Origin of the sequence: Vandammella animalimorsus, assembly GCF_002285265.1 — a bacterium.
Lineage (GTDB): Bacteria > Pseudomonadota > Gammaproteobacteria > Burkholderiales > Burkholderiaceae_C > Lampropedia.
Map to the genome: position 1 here is coordinate 796,916 of NZ_NSJB01000001.1, position 17,177 is coordinate 814,092.

The 17,177-nt window shown below is 66.5% G+C and carries 14 protein-coding genes; 6 read left to right on the plus strand and 8 right to left on the minus strand.

What is annotated here, in order from left to right:
* Positions 1 to 97 precede the first annotated feature (97 nt).
* The 5 genes from glmM to recQ all read right to left on the minus strand — a co-directional run bounded on the left by glmM (position 98) and on the right by recQ (position 7,977).
* Positions 98 to 1,429, minus strand: coding sequence for a phosphoglucosamine mutase (gene glmM, locus CK625_RS03380; RefSeq protein ID WP_095538812.1), 1,332 nt, complete (start codon positions 1,427 to 1,429; stop codon positions 98 to 100).
* 100 nt (positions 1,430 to 1,529) lie between these two features.
* Positions 1,530 to 2,336: a dihydropteroate synthase gene (folP, locus tag CK625_RS03385; protein WP_238945511.1), complete on the minus strand. Its 807-nt coding sequence runs from the start codon at positions 2,334 to 2,336 to the stop codon at positions 1,530 to 1,532.
* 395 nt (positions 2,337 to 2,731) lie between these two features.
* Positions 2,732 to 3,523: a DUF6683 family protein gene (locus CK625_RS13565; protein ID WP_143326163.1), complete on the minus strand. Its 792-nt coding sequence runs from the start codon at positions 3,521 to 3,523 to the stop codon at positions 2,732 to 2,734.
* Positions 3,524 to 3,791: 268 nt separating this feature from the next.
* Complete coding sequence (ftsH, locus tag CK625_RS03395) at positions 3,792 to 5,729, minus strand: ATP-dependent zinc metalloprotease FtsH (RefSeq protein ID WP_095538814.1); 1,938 nt, start codon at positions 5,727 to 5,729, stop codon at positions 3,792 to 3,794.
* A gap of 367 nt (positions 5,730 to 6,096) precedes the next feature.
* Entirely contained in the window at positions 6,097 to 7,977 is a 1,881-nt protein-coding gene (gene recQ, locus CK625_RS03400; RefSeq protein ID WP_238945473.1) for a DNA helicase RecQ, read from the minus strand.
* A gap of 342 nt (positions 7,978 to 8,319) precedes the next feature.
* Between recQ and CK625_RS03405 the strand changes: the two genes are divergently transcribed.
* The gene (locus tag CK625_RS03405; RefSeq protein ID WP_095538815.1) at positions 8,320 to 9,306 is read left to right on the plus strand and encodes an AEC family transporter; all 987 of its coding nucleotides are present in this window, start codon (positions 8,320 to 8,322) and stop codon (positions 9,304 to 9,306) included.
* A gap of 16 nt (positions 9,307 to 9,322) precedes the next feature.
* Complete coding sequence (locus tag CK625_RS03410) at positions 9,323 to 9,619, plus strand: hypothetical protein (RefSeq protein ID WP_095538816.1); 297 nt, start codon at positions 9,323 to 9,325, stop codon at positions 9,617 to 9,619.
* Between the two features lie 314 nt (positions 9,620 to 9,933).
* Here the strand turns inward: CK625_RS03410 and CK625_RS03415 are convergent, their stop codons facing one another.
* Positions 9,934 to 10,527 (minus strand): hypothetical protein, encoded by a 594-nt coding sequence (locus tag CK625_RS03415; protein WP_143326164.1) that lies wholly within the window; start codon positions 10,525 to 10,527, stop codon positions 9,934 to 9,936.
* Between the two features lie 47 nt (positions 10,528 to 10,574).
* Positions 10,575 to 12,029: a phosphomannomutase/phosphoglucomutase gene (locus CK625_RS03420; RefSeq protein ID WP_095538818.1), complete on the minus strand. Its 1,455-nt coding sequence runs from the start codon at positions 12,027 to 12,029 to the stop codon at positions 10,575 to 10,577.
* A 165-nt stretch (positions 12,030 to 12,194) separates the two neighbouring features.
* Between CK625_RS03420 and fumC the strand changes: the two genes are divergently transcribed.
* Positions 12,195 to 13,586: a class II fumarate hydratase gene (fumC, locus tag CK625_RS03425; RefSeq protein ID WP_095539068.1), complete on the plus strand. Its 1,392-nt coding sequence runs from the start codon at positions 12,195 to 12,197 to the stop codon at positions 13,584 to 13,586.
* A gap of 441 nt (positions 13,587 to 14,027) precedes the next feature.
* On the opposite strand, the gene trxA is transcribed toward fumC, so the two are convergent.
* Complete coding sequence (gene trxA, locus CK625_RS03430; protein WP_095538819.1) at positions 14,028 to 14,363, minus strand: thioredoxin; 336 nt, start codon at positions 14,361 to 14,363, stop codon at positions 14,028 to 14,030.
* A 218-nt stretch (positions 14,364 to 14,581) separates the two neighbouring features.
* Between trxA and thiM the strand changes: the two genes are divergently transcribed.
* The 3 genes from thiM (at position 14,582) to thiD (ending at position 17,113) form a co-directional block, all read left to right on the plus strand.
* Positions 14,582 to 15,487 carry a hydroxyethylthiazole kinase gene (gene thiM / locus CK625_RS03435; protein ID WP_172425075.1) on the plus strand — a complete coding sequence of 302 codons (906 nt, stop codon included), beginning with the start codon at positions 14,582 to 14,584 and terminating at the stop codon, positions 15,485 to 15,487.
* Positions 15,488 to 15,501: 14 nt separating this feature from the next.
* Entirely contained in the window at positions 15,502 to 16,152 is a 651-nt protein-coding gene (gene thiE, locus CK625_RS03440) for a thiamine phosphate synthase (protein ID WP_095538820.1), read from the plus strand.
* 91 nt (positions 16,153 to 16,243) lie between these two features.
* Positions 16,244 to 17,113: a bifunctional hydroxymethylpyrimidine kinase/phosphomethylpyrimidine kinase gene (gene thiD, locus CK625_RS03445; RefSeq protein WP_095538821.1), complete on the plus strand. Its 870-nt coding sequence runs from the start codon at positions 16,244 to 16,246 to the stop codon at positions 17,111 to 17,113.
* Positions 17,114 to 17,177: the final 64 nt, after the last annotated feature.

Sequence of the window (17,177 nt, forward strand, 5' to 3'; positions counted from 1 at the left end):
GCGTGCATGCCAAGGACCGCGCGCCTGTTCAAAACAAAACAAAGCAAAAGCCCGCGCGAGCGGGCTTTTGCTTTGTTTTGTTTTGTTTTGAACAGGCTCAGCCCTGCAGCACGCTGGCCAGGCGCTCGGCCCAGTGTTGCGCCAAGGCCGGATCCTGGGCTTCGACCATCAGGCGCAGCACCGGCTCGGTGCCGCTGGGGCGCACCAGCAGGCGGCCCTGGCCTTGCAGCGCAGCCTCGGCTTCGCGCATGGCGTTTTGGAAGGCCGCGTGCTGTTGCCAGGCGTCGCGGTCGGCCAGGCGCACGTTGATCATGGTCTGCGGGAACAGCTGCACGCCCTGCAGCGCCTGGGCCACGCTGTGGCCGCTGCGCACCACTTGCTGCAGCACCTGCAGCGCGCTGATGATGCCGTCGCCGGTGGTGTGCCGGTCCAGCGCCAGTAGGTGGCCGGAGCTTTCGCCGCCGAGCACCCAGCCATTGCGCTGCAGGGCCTCGATGACGTAGCGGTCGCCGACCTTGGCGCGCTGCATCGGGATGCCCAGGCGGGCAAAGGCCTGTTCGATGGCCAGGTTGGTCATCAGCGTGCCGACTACGCCCTGCACCGGCTCGCCGGCCTCCAGCCTGGCGCGCGCCATCAGGTACAGCAGCTCATCGCCATTGAACAGCCGCCCGCTGGCGTCAACCAGTTGCAGGCGGTCGGCATCGCCATCGAGCGCAATGCCGTAGTCGGCGCCGCTGGCGCGCACGCGCTCGATCAGCGCCTGCGGCGCGGTGGCGCCCACGTCCTGGTTGATGTTGAAGCCATCGGGCTCAGCCCCCATGGCGATGACTTCGGCGCCCAGCTCGTGAAACACCTTGGGCGCGCACTGGTAGGCCGCGCCGTGGGCGGCATCGACCACCAGCTTCAGCCCCTTGAGGCTGAGCTCGGTGGGGAAGGTGCTTTTGCAGAACTCGATGTAGCGCCCGGCCGCGTCGGTCATGCGCCGCGCCTTGCCCAGCGCGGCCGAGGGGGCCCACTGCGGCGGCAGGGCCAGGCCGCGCTCGACCTCTTCCTCCCACTCATCGGGCAGCTTGCTGCCCTGGGCGCTGAAGAATTTGATGCCGTTGTCCTCAAAGGGGTTGTGGCTGGCGCTGATGACCACGCCCAGATCGGCGCGCACGGCGCGCGTCAGGTAGGCCACGGCCGGGGTCGGGATGGGGCCGAGCAGCACCACGTCCACGCCGGCGGAGTTGAAGCCCGATTCCAACGCGCTTTCGAGCATGTAGCCAGAGATGCGCGTGTCCTTGCCGATGAGCACCGTCGCGGCGGCGTTGCCGGCCTTGAGCAGGCGGCCCACGGTGTGGCCCAGGTGCAGGATGAAGTCGGGGGTGATAGGGCTGCGACCGACGGTGCCGCGAATGCCGTCGGTGCCGAAATACTGTTTGCTCATGCGCCGCTATTGTGGGGCAGGGTTTTGGCCTGCCAACGCCAGGCCAGAGGGCGGAAACCTTTGATTACGATTCTTGCCGCCAGCCGCCCTGCCCTATGGCTCAGCGCCATTGCTCAGCCCCGCCGTCCTGGCCCTGGGCCTGCATGGCCTGCCAGACCTTGAGCGCATCGGCGGTGGCGGCCACGTCGTGCACGCGCACGATGCGCGCGCCGCGCTCCACGGCCAGCAGCGCGGCGGCCACGCTGGCGGCCTGGCGCTGGCCCACATCGCGGCCAGTCACCGCGCCCAGCGAGGATTTGCGCGACCAGCCCGCCAGCAGCGGGTAGCCCAGTTGCAGCAGCCTGGTCTGCTGCGCCAGCAGCGCGAAGTTCTGCGCCACGGTCTTGCCAAAGCCAATGCCGGGGTCGAGCACGATGCGCTCGGCAGCCACGCCGGCCTGGCGCAGCGCCTGGGCGCGCCCGGCCAGAAAGCCCTGCACCGTGGCCACGGCATCGCCGGTCAGCGGCTCGCGCTGCATGGTCTCGGGCTCGCCGTGCATGTGCATCAGGCACACGCCGCAGCGCGGGTGCTCGGCCACGGCCTGCAACGCGCCAGGCTGGCGCAGCGCCCAGATGTCGTTGACGATGTCCGCGCCCAGCGCCAGGGCCGCGCGCATGACCTCGGGCTTGTAGGTATCGACCGAGATGGGCACGCCCAGGCGCACGGCCTCGGCCAGCACAGGCTGCAGGCGGCGCAGCTCCTCCTCCAGCGGCACGGCCGCGCTGCCCGGGCGCGAGGATTCGGCGCCGATGTCCAGAATGTCCGCGCCCTCCCCGATCAGCTGCTCGCAATGGCGCAGCGCGGCGCTGACGCTGGCATGCCGGCCACCATCGGAAAAGGAATCGGGCGTGAGGTTGACGATGCCCATAAGCAACGGGCGCTGCAGGCTCAACGCGTGGCGGGCGGTCTGCCAGATGGCTGGCGCGCCGCGCTGGCCACTGGCCTGATGCGCGGCCTGATTAGTGGCGTGATCGCTGGCCGGGGCGCAGGGCTGCGCAGAGCTGGGGGCGCTGTTGGGCACGGTGGGGCATGGCTCCATGATGCGGCAGGGCGCCCATGTGGCGGTGGCCAAGCCATCGCCGGGGCGCCCCGCTCGGGAAAGTGAGGGGAAGCAGGCCTGCGCAAGCCGCAGGCTGAACTCGTGCAGAAACTTTGAAAGGCCTTTCCCCCTACGGGAGAAGGCCTGAAAAAAAGGGAAAAAAACTGGGGGGTGGGCCCAAAAGGCATACAAGCCCTGCGCCTTGATTGCCCATCCCGCATTGCTTATTTCAATTCCAGCCCGTTTTTGGTAATGTGCATCAAATCGGGATCGATACCGCCGCTCTTCAGGCTTTGCCGCGCCAGTTTCGCCGCTTCGCTGCGCCCTTGCGGATCGTTTGCCAATTTTGCCTGCGCATAGATCTGCACAAACGTCATCCACAGCATGCCTTCGGCAGCGCGCTGTTTTTGTTCGTCATTCATCGCCAGCACGGTTTGATCCTCGCTCATCGCCGCGCGCAATTGCGTATATAGCCCGCTATTGGGCTTCTCTGTGCCTTCGTGCTGATGGATGGCTCCGTAATTGACGGCAAGCCAGAGCGTCATCGCGGTGGCAAGGCTGTCGGGGGGCAGGCCGTTTGCTTTGATCTGTTGGCGCATCAAATCCATCGCCCCCCAGTTGCGCATCGCGCGAATATCGGCAAGCGTTTGTGCATCTGCTCCGTTTTTCTGTGCATGGGCATAAAAATCAGTGAGGAAATCTTCCATGACCGCCGCACTCACGGCCGCAGAGTGCCGATATTCATACGCCGAGGGGTTGAGTTTCGGCTTAGGCGCAACTTCTTTTTTATCGCTGCTTGTTTCGCTTTTTTTCCCACTGCTGCGGCTGCTGTAGCGTTGCGACAGTTTTCGGTTGTAATCGACGGTTTGTTGGTACATCCGTGCGCGCGACCAATCGGCGTAACCGCCGCCCGGGTCTGACCATGAAAACGTTCCGCCGTAATAGGCAGATGCCTGCCCAGCGAGCAACAGCCCGAGCGCCAACCCGCCAATGCACCGAAAAGCCTTGTTTTTCATCTTCACCTCCTGAAAACTCTCCTGAAACAACGCCGCCGCATGATGCGGCTGGCAGCTTGCACTTCAGCTCGCAGCGCAACACCCCAAATGGGAATGGGCGCTGCGCTGGGGCTGGAGTTTAGGGCCTGTTGAGATTTGGCGTTGCGGCGGTGTTTTCGGTCAAAACTGTGCAACTGCCACATTGAAAACGCTTGCAAGGCGCTCATGCCTTGCAAGCGTTTTCTTCTTGCGTCTGAATGGCTGTTTCAACAGCCCTTAGACCCAGTTCTTAAGCCGCCGTCGGCGCCGGGTCGGAGTCCACGGCCGCGCCGCCACCGCCAGCACTGTTGCTGCCATTGCCGCCATCGACCGAGGGCTGCTTCTTGGGCACCCAGTCCTTGGGCGGTGTGGGCGGCTTGCCGGCCATGATTTCGTCGAGCTGCGCGGAGTCGATGGTCTCCCACTCCAGCAGGGCCTTGGCCATGGCGTGCATCTTGTCCTTGTTCTCTTCGATCAGGCGGCGCGCCAGCGCGTACTGCTCGTCGATGATGCGGCGCACCTCCTTGTCGACCTTTTGCATGGTCGCCTCGCTGACGTTGGTGGTCTTGGTCACCGAGCGGCCCAGGAAGACCTCGCCCTCGTTCTCGGCATAGACCATCGGGCCCAGCTCGTCGGACATGCCGTAGCGCGTGACCATGTCGCGCGCCAGCTGCGTGGCCTTGTTGAAGTCGTCCGAGGCGCCGGTGGTCATCTGGTTCATGAACACTTCCTCGGCAATGCGGCCGCCAAACAGCATGGAGATGCGCGCCAGCGCCCATTCCTTGTCGTAGCCGTAGCGGTCTTTCTCGGGCAGGGTGAAGGTCACGCCCAGGGCGCGGCCGCGCGGCACGATGGTGACCTTGTGCACCGGATCGGACTTGGGCAGCAGGCGGCCAATGAGCGCGTGGCCGGCCTCGTGGTAGGCGGTGTTCTTCAGCTCCTCGGGGTCCATCACGGCCGAGCGGCGCTCGGGGCCCATGAAGATCTTGTCCTTGGCGGCCTCGAAGTCCTGCATTTCGACCACGCGGGCATTGCGGCGCGCGGCCATCAGCGCGGCCTCGTTGCAGAGGTTGGCCAGATCGGCGCCGGACATGCCGGGCGTGCCGCGCGCGATGACGTTGGCGTCCACATCCGCGCCCACGGGGATCTTGCGCATGTGCACGTTCAGGATTTGCTCGCGGCCCTTGACGTCGGGCAGGGAGACATACACCTGGCGGTCAAAGCGCCCCGGGCGCAGCAGCGCCGAATCCAGGATGTCCGGGCGGTTGGTGGCGGCCACCACGATCACGCCCAGGTTGGTCTCGAAGCCGTCCATCTCCACCAGCATCTGGTTGAGGGTTTGCTCGCGCTCGTCGTTGCCTCCCCCTAAGCCCGCGCCGCGCTGGCGGCCCACGGCGTCGATCTCGTCGATGAAGATGATGCAGGGCGCGTTCTTCTTGGCGTTCTCGAACATGTCGCGCACGCGGGCCGCGCCCACGCCGACGAACATTTCCACGAAGTCCGAGCCGCTGATGGAGAAGAACGGCACCTTGGCCTCGCCGGCGATGGACTTGGCCAGCAGCGTCTTGCCGGTGCCCGGCGGGCCCACCAGCAGCAGGCCGCGCGGGATGCGCCCGCCCAGGCGCTGGAACTTCTGCGGATCGCGCAGGAAGTCCACCACCTCCTTGACTTCTTCCTTGGCCTCGTCGGCGCCGGCCACGTCGGCAAAGGTCACGGTGTTGTTGCTCTCATCGAGCATGCGCGCCTTGCTCTTGCCGAAGCTGAAGGCCCCGCCCTTGCCGCCGCCTTGCATCTGGCGCATGAAGTAGATCCACACGCCGATCAGGATCAGCATCGGCCCCCAACTGATGAGCAGCGAGCCCAGCAGCGAGCGCTGCTCGCGCTCCTTGAGGTTGAGCTTGACGTTGCTGTTGAGCAGGTCGTCAAACAGGCCGCGGTCGGCCATGGAGCCGGTGGTGCGGATGCGCCGGTCGTCGTTGCGGATGGCCAGGATGTCGAAGCTGCCCGTGCCCGTGTCCTGCACGTTCACCTCACGCACCTCGCCGTTTTGCACGGCGGTGATGAAGTCGGAGTACGCCACTGGCGTGGCCCCGGCGCCGGGGCCGCCATCAAAGCGTTTGAATACGGTAAACAAAACGACGAGCAGCACCAGCCACATCGCCACTTTGGAAATCCATTGATTGTTCAAGCCACTGCTCCTGAGTACTGAGTAATCGTGCCGCTGCCGCCATTGGGCCAGCTACCCAGGCCTGGCGGCGCTGATCGCCTGGGTCGGAAAAAGAGGTTGAGGAAAAACAAAAGGCGCGCTACACCGCTCTGGGCGTGCCCCGCGCGCTGCCAACAGGCACCAGGGCCAACTGCTCTGCGTTGTGTCACAGCCATAGCCCATGTGCGGGGCATTCTATGCTTTTCAAGCCGCTCAGACAGGTGAAGGGTTACTGCGCCGCAGGGGGTATTGCAGGGCGGGTTTCAGGGCCTTTGAACCGACCTTCAACAGGGCTTCAACAGGCCTTGGAGCGCCCTGCCCCAGCGGGCGATGCATTGGCTTGCCCGCCTCAACTGCTGGCGCACACGCGCAGCAGCTCTTGCCCGTAGGCGTCGAGCTTTTTCTGCCCCACGCCGGAGATGGCGCTGAGCGCCTGCAGGCTGCGGGGGTTTTCGCTGGCAATGGCCAGCAAGGTGGCATCGGCAAAGACCACGAAGGCCGGCAGCTGGTGCTGCTGGGCCACTTCGCGCCGCCAGGCCTTGAGCGCCTCAAAGCGCTGGCGGCTGGCATCGTCCAGCGCGGCCAGGCGCTCTTGGCGGCTTTGGCGCTCGCTGCCGCTCTGGGTGCCCTGGGCGGCGCTGCGCCGGGCCTGGCGCTCGATGCGGCGTAGCTGCAGCGGGCGCTGGCCGGCCAGCACGCTGCGGGCCGCCGGGCCCAGGCGCAGGGTGTTGAAGGCCTGGGCATCGGCCACAACGGCGTCGATGGCAATCAGCTGCCGCACGACGCTGCCCCATTCGCGCTCGCCGATCTCCTGGCCAATGCCGAAGGTGCTCAAGCCCTGGTGGCCGTATTGCTCGACCTTGGGCGTGGCCTTGCCGCGCAGAATGTCGATCAGGTGCCCCGCGCCGAAGTGAATGCCGCTTTTTTGCTGCACGCGGTAGATGCAGCTGAGCAGCTTGCGCGCCGCATCGGTGGCGTCCCAGGTGGCCGGCGGGTTCAGGCAGTTGTCGCAATTGCCGCAGGGCTGGGCCTGCTCGCCAAAGTAAGCCAGCAGGCGCTGGCGGCGGCATTCGGTGGTCTCGGCCATGGCCAGCAGCGCATCGAGTTTGGCGCGCATGACCTGCCGATAGGCCTCGCTGGCCGGGCTTTGCGGGTCGTCGATCATGCGCCGCTGGTTGACCACGTCGGCCAGGCCATAGGCCATCCAGGCATCGGCGGGCTCGCCGTCGCGCCCGGCACGGCCCGTCTCCTGGTAGTAGCCCTCGATGTTCTTGGGCATGTCCAGATGCGCCACGAAGCGCACGTCGGGCTTGTCGATGCCCATGCCAAAGGCGATGGTGGCCACCATCACCAGCGCGTCCTCGCGCAGAAAGCGGTCCTGATGGCGCTGGCGCACATCGGGCGGCAGGCCGGCGTGGTAGGGCAAGGCGTCAATGCCCTGCTCCAGCAGCCACTGGGCGGTGTCCTCAACCTTCTTGCGGCTTTGGCAATAGACGATGCCGGCATCGCCCTCGTGCTCGTCCTCGATGAAGCGCAGCAGCTGGCGGCGCGCATCGCTCTTTTCCACCACTTGGTAGAAGATGTTGGGGCGGTCGAAGCTGCTGATGAACTGCCGCGCCTGCTGCAACTGCAGGCGCTCGATGATGTCGGCGCGGGTGATGGCATCGGCCGTGGCCGTCAGCGCAATGCGCGGCACCGTGGGGTAGCGCTCGTGCAGCAGGCTGAGCTGGCGGTACTCGGGGCGAAAGTCATGGCCCCATTGGCTCACGCAGTGCGCCTCGTCGATGGCAAACAGCGCCAATTGGCCGCGTTGGTACAAGCCATCGAGAAACTCCAGAAAGCCCGGCGTGGTGATGCGCTCGGGCGCCACGTACAGCAGGCAGGTCTGGCCACGCCAGGCGCGCGCCTGCACGGCCTGGGCCTGGGAAAAGTCCAACGCCGAATGCAGGCCATCGGCGGCCACGCCCACCTCCTGCAGCGCGCGCACCTGGTCGTGCATCAGCGCAATCAGCGGCGAGACCACGATGCTCATTCCCTTGCCCTGCTCGCGCCGGGCAATCGCCGGGATCTGGTAGCACAGCGACTTGCCGCCGCCAGTGGGCATCAGCACCAGCGCATCGCCACCAGCTATCACGGTGTCGATGATCTGGGCCTGCAGCCCGCGAAACTGCGGGTAGCCAAACACCTGTTGCAGGATTTGCAGCGCCTGCGGGCAATCGGAACTGGACACGGCTCAACCCCAAGCGGCACGGCCGCCAGGCCGCGCCCACATCAAAAAAGCCCGCCATTATGAAAGCATCGCGCCCAGCGCCAAAGGCTCATGGCGCAGCGTTGGCCAGATTCGGCTTGCGCAGCGGTTTGCCAAGGCACAGGCCGCAGATGCAAGGCGCAAATACGCGCAAGTGCGCGCAAGCTCGGGCGCCTTGCACACCGCTTCAACGCAGCAGCTGCGCAGGCTTGAGCAAAAACACCGCCGCAATACGGCAAGCCCAACAGCCCCTACACTTGCCGCCGCGCTGGCGCAGCGCCCCGCTTGCGCCGCCTTGCCATCCATGCCCACGGTGCCCCTCGCGTGTCCTCCATTCTTGCCATCATCTTCCCCGTGTTTGGCCTGATCCTGGCCGGCTGGCTGTGCCGCCGCCTGCGGGTGCTGGGCCCGGCCGCCGCTGCCGAGCTGGGGCGCTTTGTGGTCTGGCTGGCCCTGCCGGCCATGCTGTTTCTCATCATGGCCAAGGCCGACTGGCGCCAGCTGTACCAGCCGGCCTTCACGGCCACCTTCGCGCTGGCCGGCCTGGGCCTGTTTGCCGCCGTGGCCGCCGTGCAGCGCTGGCGCGGCCGCAGCCTGGCCGATGCCAGCGTCGATGCCCTCGCCGCGGCCTACCCCAACACCGGCTACATGGGCTTTCCGCTGACCTTTTTGCTCGCCGGCCAGGCCTCGCTGGTGCCCACCACCATCGCCACCATGCTGGTGGTGTGCGTGATGTTCGGCCTGGCCATCTTGCTGATCGAATACGCCCGCCTGCCCGCCGGGCAGCGCCAGCCCTGGCTGCTGCTGCCGCGCATCACCTGGTCGCTGCTGAAAAACCCCTTGATCGCCGCGCCGCTGGCTGGCGCCCTGTATGCCGCCACCGGCTGGCCGCTGCCGGTCAGCGGCGCACAATTGCTGCAACTGCTCGCGGGCGCGGCCAGCCCCTGCGCGCTGGTCAGCCTGGGGCTGTTCCTGGCCAGCCCGGCCGCATCGGCCGGCAGCGCCGCGCCCCAGGCGCTGGGCGACCGGCAGGCCAGCGCACTGGCCTGGCAATTGACGGCCGTCAAACTCCTGCTGCTGCCGCTGCTGACCTGGGCGCTGGGCGCCTGGGTCTTCCAGCTGCCGGCCACGCCGCTGCTGCTGGCCGTGCTGCTGGCCGCCCTGCCCACCGGCACCGGCCCCTACATGCTGGCCGACCTGTACGGGCGCGACGGCAGCGTGACGGCGCGCACCGTGCTGTTTTCCACCATCGCCTCAGTGGCCACACTGGCCGCCCTGATCCACTGGATGGGGCCTGCGGCGATGGAATAGGCACGGAGGCGCACCAATGGCTGTCAATCAGGTTCTGGCCCCTGGCGTGGCTGTGGGCGATGTCGTACTGCTGAAGAAAATCCCTGATTGGCTGGTCTCAGATTCCAGCCTGGAGGAATTCTTCCGATTCATGCGCTATATCGGGCGCAAATCGCTGGTCACGGAAATCGACCCATACGGCTATTACTGGCTTGGCTTTGGCAGCACGCAGCAAAGGCCGGATGGGGCCATCTATACCGGCGACTCTTTCTGTGTGACGGGCAATTGCATACAAAAATGCACCGACTTTGATTTCAATTGGCTTGAGCCATGACCAGAGACAACAATCCAATGCTGCCCCCTCCTGATACCCATCAAAGGTTCAAATATTTCACGCAGGCCACTGAGGAACAGCAAGGCGCTACTGCCCACTGATTGACTGAGTCGATTTCAAACTTCGTTTTGAGATCGACTGGTTTTTTTCTTAGAGCCTGTTCAAAATCTCGGCGCGAGTGGGCAAGAAGCGGTTTGGGATGGGCTGCAAGGCGCAAAACGCAGCCATAGCTGGGGCTATGGCGAGGCTTTGCAACGCAGCAGAGCGCCCAAATCCGCTCTCTTGACCGCCGTGCAAAGATTTTGAACAGGCTCTTACATGTTTTGACGACGCTGGGCGTCAAGAATGCTCCGAAAAACCTGCTGCACATTGGTTTTGATGTGCAGCTCTGGCGTGGCGGCGGCCCCGGGCCAGCCGGAGGGGAGCTGGATCAAGGCAGGGCTGCCCAAGGCGATGGTGCCGCTGCCGTCGGCACGCTCGGTTTGGGTGATGGGTGGCAATGTGCGCAAGGGGTGCGATTGCACTTTCTGACCATTGAAGCCGCTGACAACGAGGATGCGCTCGTTGGTCAGTGCGTAATGCGTATGCGCCCGCAGGCGGGCATCCCACCAAAAACGCCCGGCGATGAGGTACAGCCCGACGAGCACAAAGGGGATGCCCCAGAGTTTGAAGATCAGGGGCATATCCATACTCAGGGCGTTGATCTCCCAAGCAATGGCAAAGCCGCCCCAAAGCAGGGAAAACGGAATCAGCACTGCGTCGGCGGGGCGCAGCATCAAGCCTTGACGAGGGCTGTCGTGCCACAGCACTTGCTCATCAGGAGCGAGCTGGCGCCGCAAAGCTTCAGGCAAGACTCCGGACGAGAGATCCGCAGCCGCAGAGGTAGAAGACGGATATCCATCGTGCATGGCTGCTCCTTTGGCGGAGAGTAGAGCCTCAAAGCCTGCGCCAAGCCTCAATGCCCTGCCCCGCCCAGCTGCGCATCGGGCTTGACGCGGTGCAGCAGCGCCAGCATGTCGCCTTCGATGCGCGCCAGCGCCTCGGGCGTGTGGCCTTCAAAGCGCAGCACCAGCACGGGCGTGGTGTTGCTGGCGCGGATCAGGCCGAAGCCGTCGGGCCAGTCCACGCGCAGGCCGTCGATGGTGTTGACCTGCGCGGGGGCGCTGAAGGTATCGGCCGCCAGCGCTTGCAGCGCGGCGGCCAGGCGGTGCGGCTCGCCTTCGGCGCAGGGCACGTTCAGCTCGGGCGTGCTGTGGCTGCTGGGCAAGGCGTTCAGCACGGCGCTGGGGTCGGGGTGGCGGCTCAAGATTTCCAGCAGGCGGGCGGCGGCGTAGGTGCCGTCGTCAAAGCCGTACCAGCGCTCTTTGAAAAAGATGTGGCCGCTCATCTCGCCGCCCAGCGGGGCATCGACTTCCTTCATCCTGGCCTTGACGAGCGAGTGGCCCGTCTTGTGCATCAGCGGCACGCCGCCTGCGGCCTCAATGGCCGGGGCCAGGCGCTGGCTGCATTTGACGTCGAACACGATGGTGCTGCCGGGCACGCGGGTGAGCACGTCCTGCGCGAACAGCATCATTTGCCGGTCGGGGAAGATGGTTTGCCCGTCCTTGGTGATCAGCCCCAAGCGGTCGCCATCGCCGTCGAAGGCCAGGCCCAGCTCGGCGTCGGTGTCTTGCAGGGTGCGGATCACGTCGCGCAGGTTTTCGGGCTTGGAGGGGTCGGGGTGGTGGTTGGGAAAGCGCCCGTCCACCTCGGTGAACAGCTCGATCACCTCGCAGCCCAGGGCGCGCAGGATGCCGGGGGCCGATGCGCCGGCCACGCCGTTGCCGCAGTCCACCACCACTTTCATGGGGCGCGTCATGGCCTGCTTGATCTCGCACAGGCCCGCGCTGGCGCTTTGGCCGCTGGTTTGCACGGGGCGCGCCAGGCGCACGTCGCCCACGATGCGCTCGCGATAGGCGGGCAGCACGTCCGCCTGGCGCACGCTGCCGCCCTCTTTCAATTGCCAGCTTTCTTCTTCAATGATGCGGCGCAGCGCCTGGATTTCATCGCCGTAAATGGCGCGGCCGGCCAGCACCATCTTGAAGCCGTTGTCGTCGCGCGGGTTGTGGCTGCCGGTGACCTGGATACCGCTTTGGCACAGCGTGCTGGCGGCAAAGTACAGCATGGGCGTGGTGCACTGGCCGATGTCGATGACCTCAATGCCAGCAGCCACCAGCCCGCGGATCAATGCAGCCGCCAGCGCCGGGCCGGAGAGCCGCCCGTCGCGGCCCACGGCCACGGTGCGCTGGCCCTCGGCCAAGGCGCGCGTGCCGAAGGCGCGGCCCAGCGCCTCGGCCACGGTTTCGTTGATGGTCACGGGCGTGGTGCCGCGGATGTCGTAGGCTTTGAAAACACTGGGGGCGACTTGCACAGGCGGGCTCCGTTATCGCGGTTCTTCAATGGGTTCGGAAAACTGGCTGCGCGGATTCTATGGAACTTCTGCCTGGGCTTGGCGCTACAACTCAAGCGCCGAAGAATAAGAATAATTTGCAATAATAATCCTGCTTTTCGACTTCAAAACCCTTTGCACCGCACCATGACACAGCAGACCCGTACCGAAAAAGACACCTTTGGCCCCATCGAGGTGCCCGCCGACAAGCTCTGGGGCGCGCAAACCCAGCGCTCGCTGCAAAACTTCGACATCTCCGGCGAGAAGCAGCCGCGTGAAATCATCAAGGCGCTGGCGCAAGTCAAGCGCGCCTCGGCCGCCGTCAACCACGCGCTGGGCCTGCTGGACGAGAAAAAGGCCAAGGCCATCATCGCCGCCGCGCAGGAAGTGATCGAGGGCAAGCACCCGGACGAATTCCCGCTGGTGGTCTGGCAGACCGGCTCGGGCACGCAATCGAACATGAACCTCAACGAAGTCATCGCCAACCGCGCCAGCGAGCTGCTGGGCGGCCAGCGCGGCGAGGCCCGCCTGGTGCACCCCAATGACGACGTGAACAAAAGCCAGTCCTCTAACGACGTATTCCCCACCGCCTCGCACGTGGCCGCCGTCGATGCCCTGACCCACAAGCTGCTGCCCGCCATCGACCTGCTCAAAAACACCCTGGCCGAAAAAGCCAAGGCCTTTGACGGCATCGTCAAGATCGGTCGCACCCACTTGCAAGACGCCACGCCGCTGACGCTGGGGCAGGAGATCTCCGGCTGGGTCGCCCAGCTCGAACACGGCAAGAAACACGTGCAGGACGCCCTGCCCCACCTCTGCGAGCTGGCCCTGGGCGGCACCGCCGTGGGCACCGGCCTGAATGCGCCCAAGGGCTATGCCGAAGGCGTGGCCAAGGAGCTGGCGGACATCACCGGCCTGCCCTTTGTGACTTCGCCCAACAAGTTCGAATCGCTGGCCTCGCAAGACGCGCTGGTGCACGCCCACGGCGCGCTCAAAACCCTGGCCGCCAGCCTGACTAAGATCGCCAACGACGTGCGCTGGCTGGCCAGCGGCCCGCGCAGCGGCATCGGCGAAATCACCATCCCCGAGAACGAGCCGGGCTCCTCCATCATGCCCGGCAAGGTCAACCCCACGCAAAGCGAAGCCGTGACCATGCTGGCCGCGCAAGTCATGGGCAACGACGTGGCCATCAACATCAGCGGCGCATCGGGCAACTTCGAGCTCAACGTGTTCCGCCCCGTGGTGGCCCACAACTTCCTGCAAAGCGTGCGCCTGCTGGCCGACGGCATGCGCAGCTTCAACGACAACTGCGCCGTGGGCATCGAACCCAACCGCGAGCGCATCGCCGAGCTGGTGGGCAACTCGCTGATGCTGGTCACCGCACTGAACCCGCACATCGGCTACGACAAGGCCGCCTTCATCGCCAAGAAAGCGCACAAGGAAGGCACCAGCCTGCGCGAAGCGGCGATTGCCAGCGGCCACCTCAGCGCCGAGCAATTCGACCAGTGGGTGGTGCCTGAGAACATGGTGGGGCGCTGATCCACATCCGCTCAATCGACCAGACGCCCCTGGGCAAAGGCGCCGCGCCAGCGCCGCCAAGGCGCACAGCAAAAACGCCTCCGGATGGCGCAGCCCCTGCCAGCTGAACAAGGCGCTGCCCGCCAGCCCGGCCGCGCCAAACCACAGCAGCATCTGGGTAATCGCCAGCCCAGCCACTGGCCCATGGCCCGGCCCAGCGGAATGCCCAGCACTATGCCCAGCGAAGTGCCGCCAGCGCCAAGGCCAGCACCGCCAGCCAGGCTCGGCTGGGCGAGGCGCTGTGAACATGAGGAACCAGGGGGCTTGGTGGCATCGGCAGGAAAACAGGCAGGGGAAAATGCTTCACGTCACGCCAAAAGGCCCGCCCCTGGGATCCCAGGGGCGGGCCTTTTGGATATGCAGCGCGGCATTGCTTTCGGGCCGCGCCGCGTGCGCGCGGCTTCAGGCGTTCAGTGCGCCGTCAATGAAGGCCTGGATCTGTGTCTTGCCTTGCGCGCCAACCTGGGTGGCTGCGACCTGGCCGTTCTTGAACAGCATCAGCGTCGGGATGCCGCGGATGCCGTACTTGGCAGGCACTTCGCGGTTTTCATCGACGTTGATTTTCTTGACCAGCAGCTTGCCTTGGTTGGCGGCGGCCAGCTCTTCGAGCACGGGGGCGATTTGCCGGCATGGGCCACACCATTCGGCCCAGAAGTCCAGCAGCACTGGGGTCTGCGACTGCAGCACTTCGGCCTCGAAGCTGGCATCGGTCACGGGGGATGTGAGGGCATTGGACATGGCAGGTTCTCGCTGTGGGTTGCAAAAGACGAAAGATCGCAGCGCAGCGCGCGATCGAATAATGGTTGCGATTTTGACAGAACTTTGCCAAGCGCATCGCCGGCTGAGCCAGCCTGGCCTCAGGGCCTGAGGTCAAGCCGCGCTGGCCCCTGTGAGCGGGGCGATTGCGGTTAGGATTGGCCGCTTCTTCGACCAGCCACCGCGATGAATGCCACGCCATGACCACCAGCGCCGCCCTGCCCGATGCCTCCGCCCTGAGCCCTGAGAGCCTGCCCGCGTTTGCGGCCCAGGCCTTGACGCTGCTGCGCGCGCGCGCGCCCTTGGTGCAATCGATCACCAATACGGTGGTGGCCAATTTCACCGCCAATGTGCTGCTGGCGCTGGGGGCGGCGCCAGCGATGGTGGACATTCCGCGCGAGGCCGGGCCGTTTGCGCGCATGGCCTCGGGCCTGCTGATCAATCTGGGCACGCCCGTGCCTTCGCAGGCCGAGGCGGTGATGGAGGCCGCCTGCGCCGCGGCCGAGGCGGGCACGCCCTGGGTGCTCGACCCGGTGGCCATCGGCAGCCTGCCGGTGCGCACGGCGCTGGCGGCGCAGTTGCTGCAGCAGCGCCCCAGCGCGGTGCGCGGCAATGCCTCCGAGATTCTGGCCGCCGCCGGCTGCGGCGCGGGCGGGCGCGGGGTGGATGCCACGGCCAGCGTGGCGCAGGCCGAGCAGGCCGCGATGCAGCTGGCATCGGCCAGCGGCGCGGTGGCGGCGGTCTCCGGCCCGGTGGATTTTCTGACCGACGGACAGCGCCAGATCCGCCTGGCCAATGGCACGCCGTTGCTGACCAAGGTCACCGGCGGCGGTTGCGCCTTGGGCAGCGTGATGGCGGCGTTTTTGTCGCTGGCCAACTCCCGCGCCGAGCATTTGCCCCTGGCCGCTGCGGCCGTGCTGGTCTACACCATCGCCGCAGAGATGGCCGCCGAGCAGGTGGCCCGCCAGCAGCAGGGGCCAGGCAGTTTTGCCGTGCAGTTCATCGACCGGCTGGCGCTGATCACGGCGCACGATGTGCTCGCGCACGCGCGGGTGCTGGGCATCGAGCGCGCTGGCGCTGCCAGTGTCACTTCTTCAGTCTTGTAAACAGGCCCGGAACCATGTCTCTTGATCTTGCTTTGTATCTGGTGACCGATTCGGAGCAGTGCGCCCGCGCCGGCCGCAGCCTGCAGGAGACAGTGCTGCGCGCCGTCGAAGGCGGCGTGCGCATCGTGCAGATCCGCGAGAAGGACGCCAGCGCGCGCGAGTTTCTCGCCAGCGTCTGCGCCGTCGCCCAGGTCCTGCCCGCGCAGGTGCCGCTGCTGGTCAACGACCGCATCGACGTGTTCTTGGCGGCCCGCGCGGCCGGCGCGCGCGTGGCCGGGGTGCACATTGGCCAATCGGAAATCCCGGCCGAGCTGGCGCGCCAGCTGATTGGCCCGCAAGCCATCCTGGGTCTGAGCGCGGCCACGCCCGCCGCGCTGGCCGAAGCCGAGCGCTGCGGCGTGGTGGATTACGTGGGCATCGGCCCGCTCAACACCACCACGACCAAGAAGAATGCGCCGCCGGCGCTGGGCCTGCCGGCGCTGCAGGCCTTGCGCCAGCGCGTGCGCCTGCCGGCCGTGGCCATTGGTGGCATCGGCAGCGGCGACATGGCCGGGCTGCGCGCCGCAGGCTTTGATGGCGCGGCCGTGGTCAGCGCCATTTGCGCAGCGCCCGATCCCAGCCAGGCCGCGCAGGCGCTGCTGCAGGCCTGGCAGCGTGGCGCATAAAAACCCGCGCTCAAGGCAATCCATTCAAAGGCCTGCCCCAAATGCCTGCGCCACCCTTCTTCTCTTGCCCGAACATCCGCACTGCATGCCCATGAACTCTGTCCCCAGCCCCTCCCCCACCGGCACGGCCCAGGCTGCGCCTGCCATCCCGCGCGTGCTCACCATTGCCGGCACCGACCCCACCGGCGGCGCTGGTGTGCAGGCCGACCTCAAGAGCATTGCCGCCAACGGCGGCTACGGCATGGCCGTGGTCACGGCGCTGCTGGCGCAGAACACCCAGGGGGTGCGCTCCATCCATGTGCCGCCGATGTCCTTTCTGCGCGAGCAGCTCGATGCCGTCAGCGACGACGTGCGCATTGACGCCCTCAAGCTCGGCATGCTGGGCACGGTGGACATCATCGCCACCGTCGCCGACTGGCTGGCCCAGCATCGCCCGCCGGTGCTGGTGCTCGATCCGGTGATGGTCGCCACCAGCGGCGACCGGCTGCTGGACGCCGCCGCCGAGGATGCGCTGCGCGCCCTGCTGCACCAAGCCGATCTCATCACCCCGAACATGCCCGAGCTGGCCGTGCTGGCCGATGCCCCCGAGGCCAGCGACTGGCCGCAGGTGCTGCAGCAAGCGCAGCAGGTGGCCAGCCGCTACCAGGTGCACGTGCTGGCCAAGGGGGGCCATCTGCAAGGTGCGCTGGCGCCCGATGCGCTGGTGACGCCCGATGGCAGCGTGCAGGAGTTCCCGGGCGAGCGCATCGTCACGCGCAACACGCACGGCACGGGCTGCTCGTACTCCGCCGCGCTGGCCACGCTGCGCCCGCAAACGGCCAACTGGGCCGAGGCCGTGGCGCGCGCCAAGGCCTGGCTGACCGAGAGCATCCGCCACGCCGATGCGCTGCAGGTCGGCCAGGGCCACGGCCCCATCAGCCACTTCGCCACGCTGTGGCGGCTGCAGCAAGCGCGCGGCTGAGCGGCTCTGTTCAAAGACTTTTCAGGGGGCGCCTCTGGCCCCTGCCCAGGCAGGGCTCAAGGCC

What these genes read in the sequence shown, in the direction of transcription:
- folP (WP_238945511.1), bottom strand. Translation starts at nt 2,336, where the DNA reads ATGGGCATCGTCAACCTCACGCCCGATTCCTTTTCCGATGGTGGCCGG.
- fumC (WP_095539068.1), top strand. Translation starts at nt 12,195, where the DNA reads ATGACACAGCAGACCCGTACCGAAAAAGACACCTTTGGCCCCATCGAG.
- thiE (WP_095538820.1), top strand. Translation starts at nt 15,502, where the DNA reads ATGTCTCTTGATCTTGCTTTGTATCTGGTGACCGATTCGGAGCAGTGC.
- thiD (WP_095538821.1), top strand. Translation starts at nt 16,244, where the DNA reads ATGAACTCTGTCCCCAGCCCCTCCCCCACCGGCACGGCCCAGGCTGCG.
- glmM (WP_095538812.1), bottom strand. Translation starts at nt 1,429, where the DNA reads ATGAGCAAACAGTATTTCGGCACCGACGGCATTCGCGGCACCGTCGGT.
- CK625_RS03415 (WP_143326164.1), bottom strand. Translation starts at nt 10,527, where the DNA reads ATGCACGATGGATATCCGTCTTCTACCTCTGCGGCTGCGGATCTCTCG.
- thiM (WP_172425075.1), top strand. Translation starts at nt 14,582, where the DNA reads ATGACCACCAGCGCCGCCCTGCCCGATGCCTCCGCCCTGAGCCCTGAG.
- trxA (WP_095538819.1), bottom strand. Translation starts at nt 14,363, where the DNA reads ATGTCCAATGCCCTCACATCCCCCGTGACCGATGCCAGCTTCGAGGCC.
- CK625_RS03410 (WP_095538816.1), top strand. Translation starts at nt 9,323, where the DNA reads ATGGCTGTCAATCAGGTTCTGGCCCCTGGCGTGGCTGTGGGCGATGTC.
- CK625_RS13565 (WP_143326163.1), bottom strand. Translation starts at nt 3,523, where the DNA reads ATGAAAAACAAGGCTTTTCGGTGCATTGGCGGGTTGGCGCTCGGGCTG.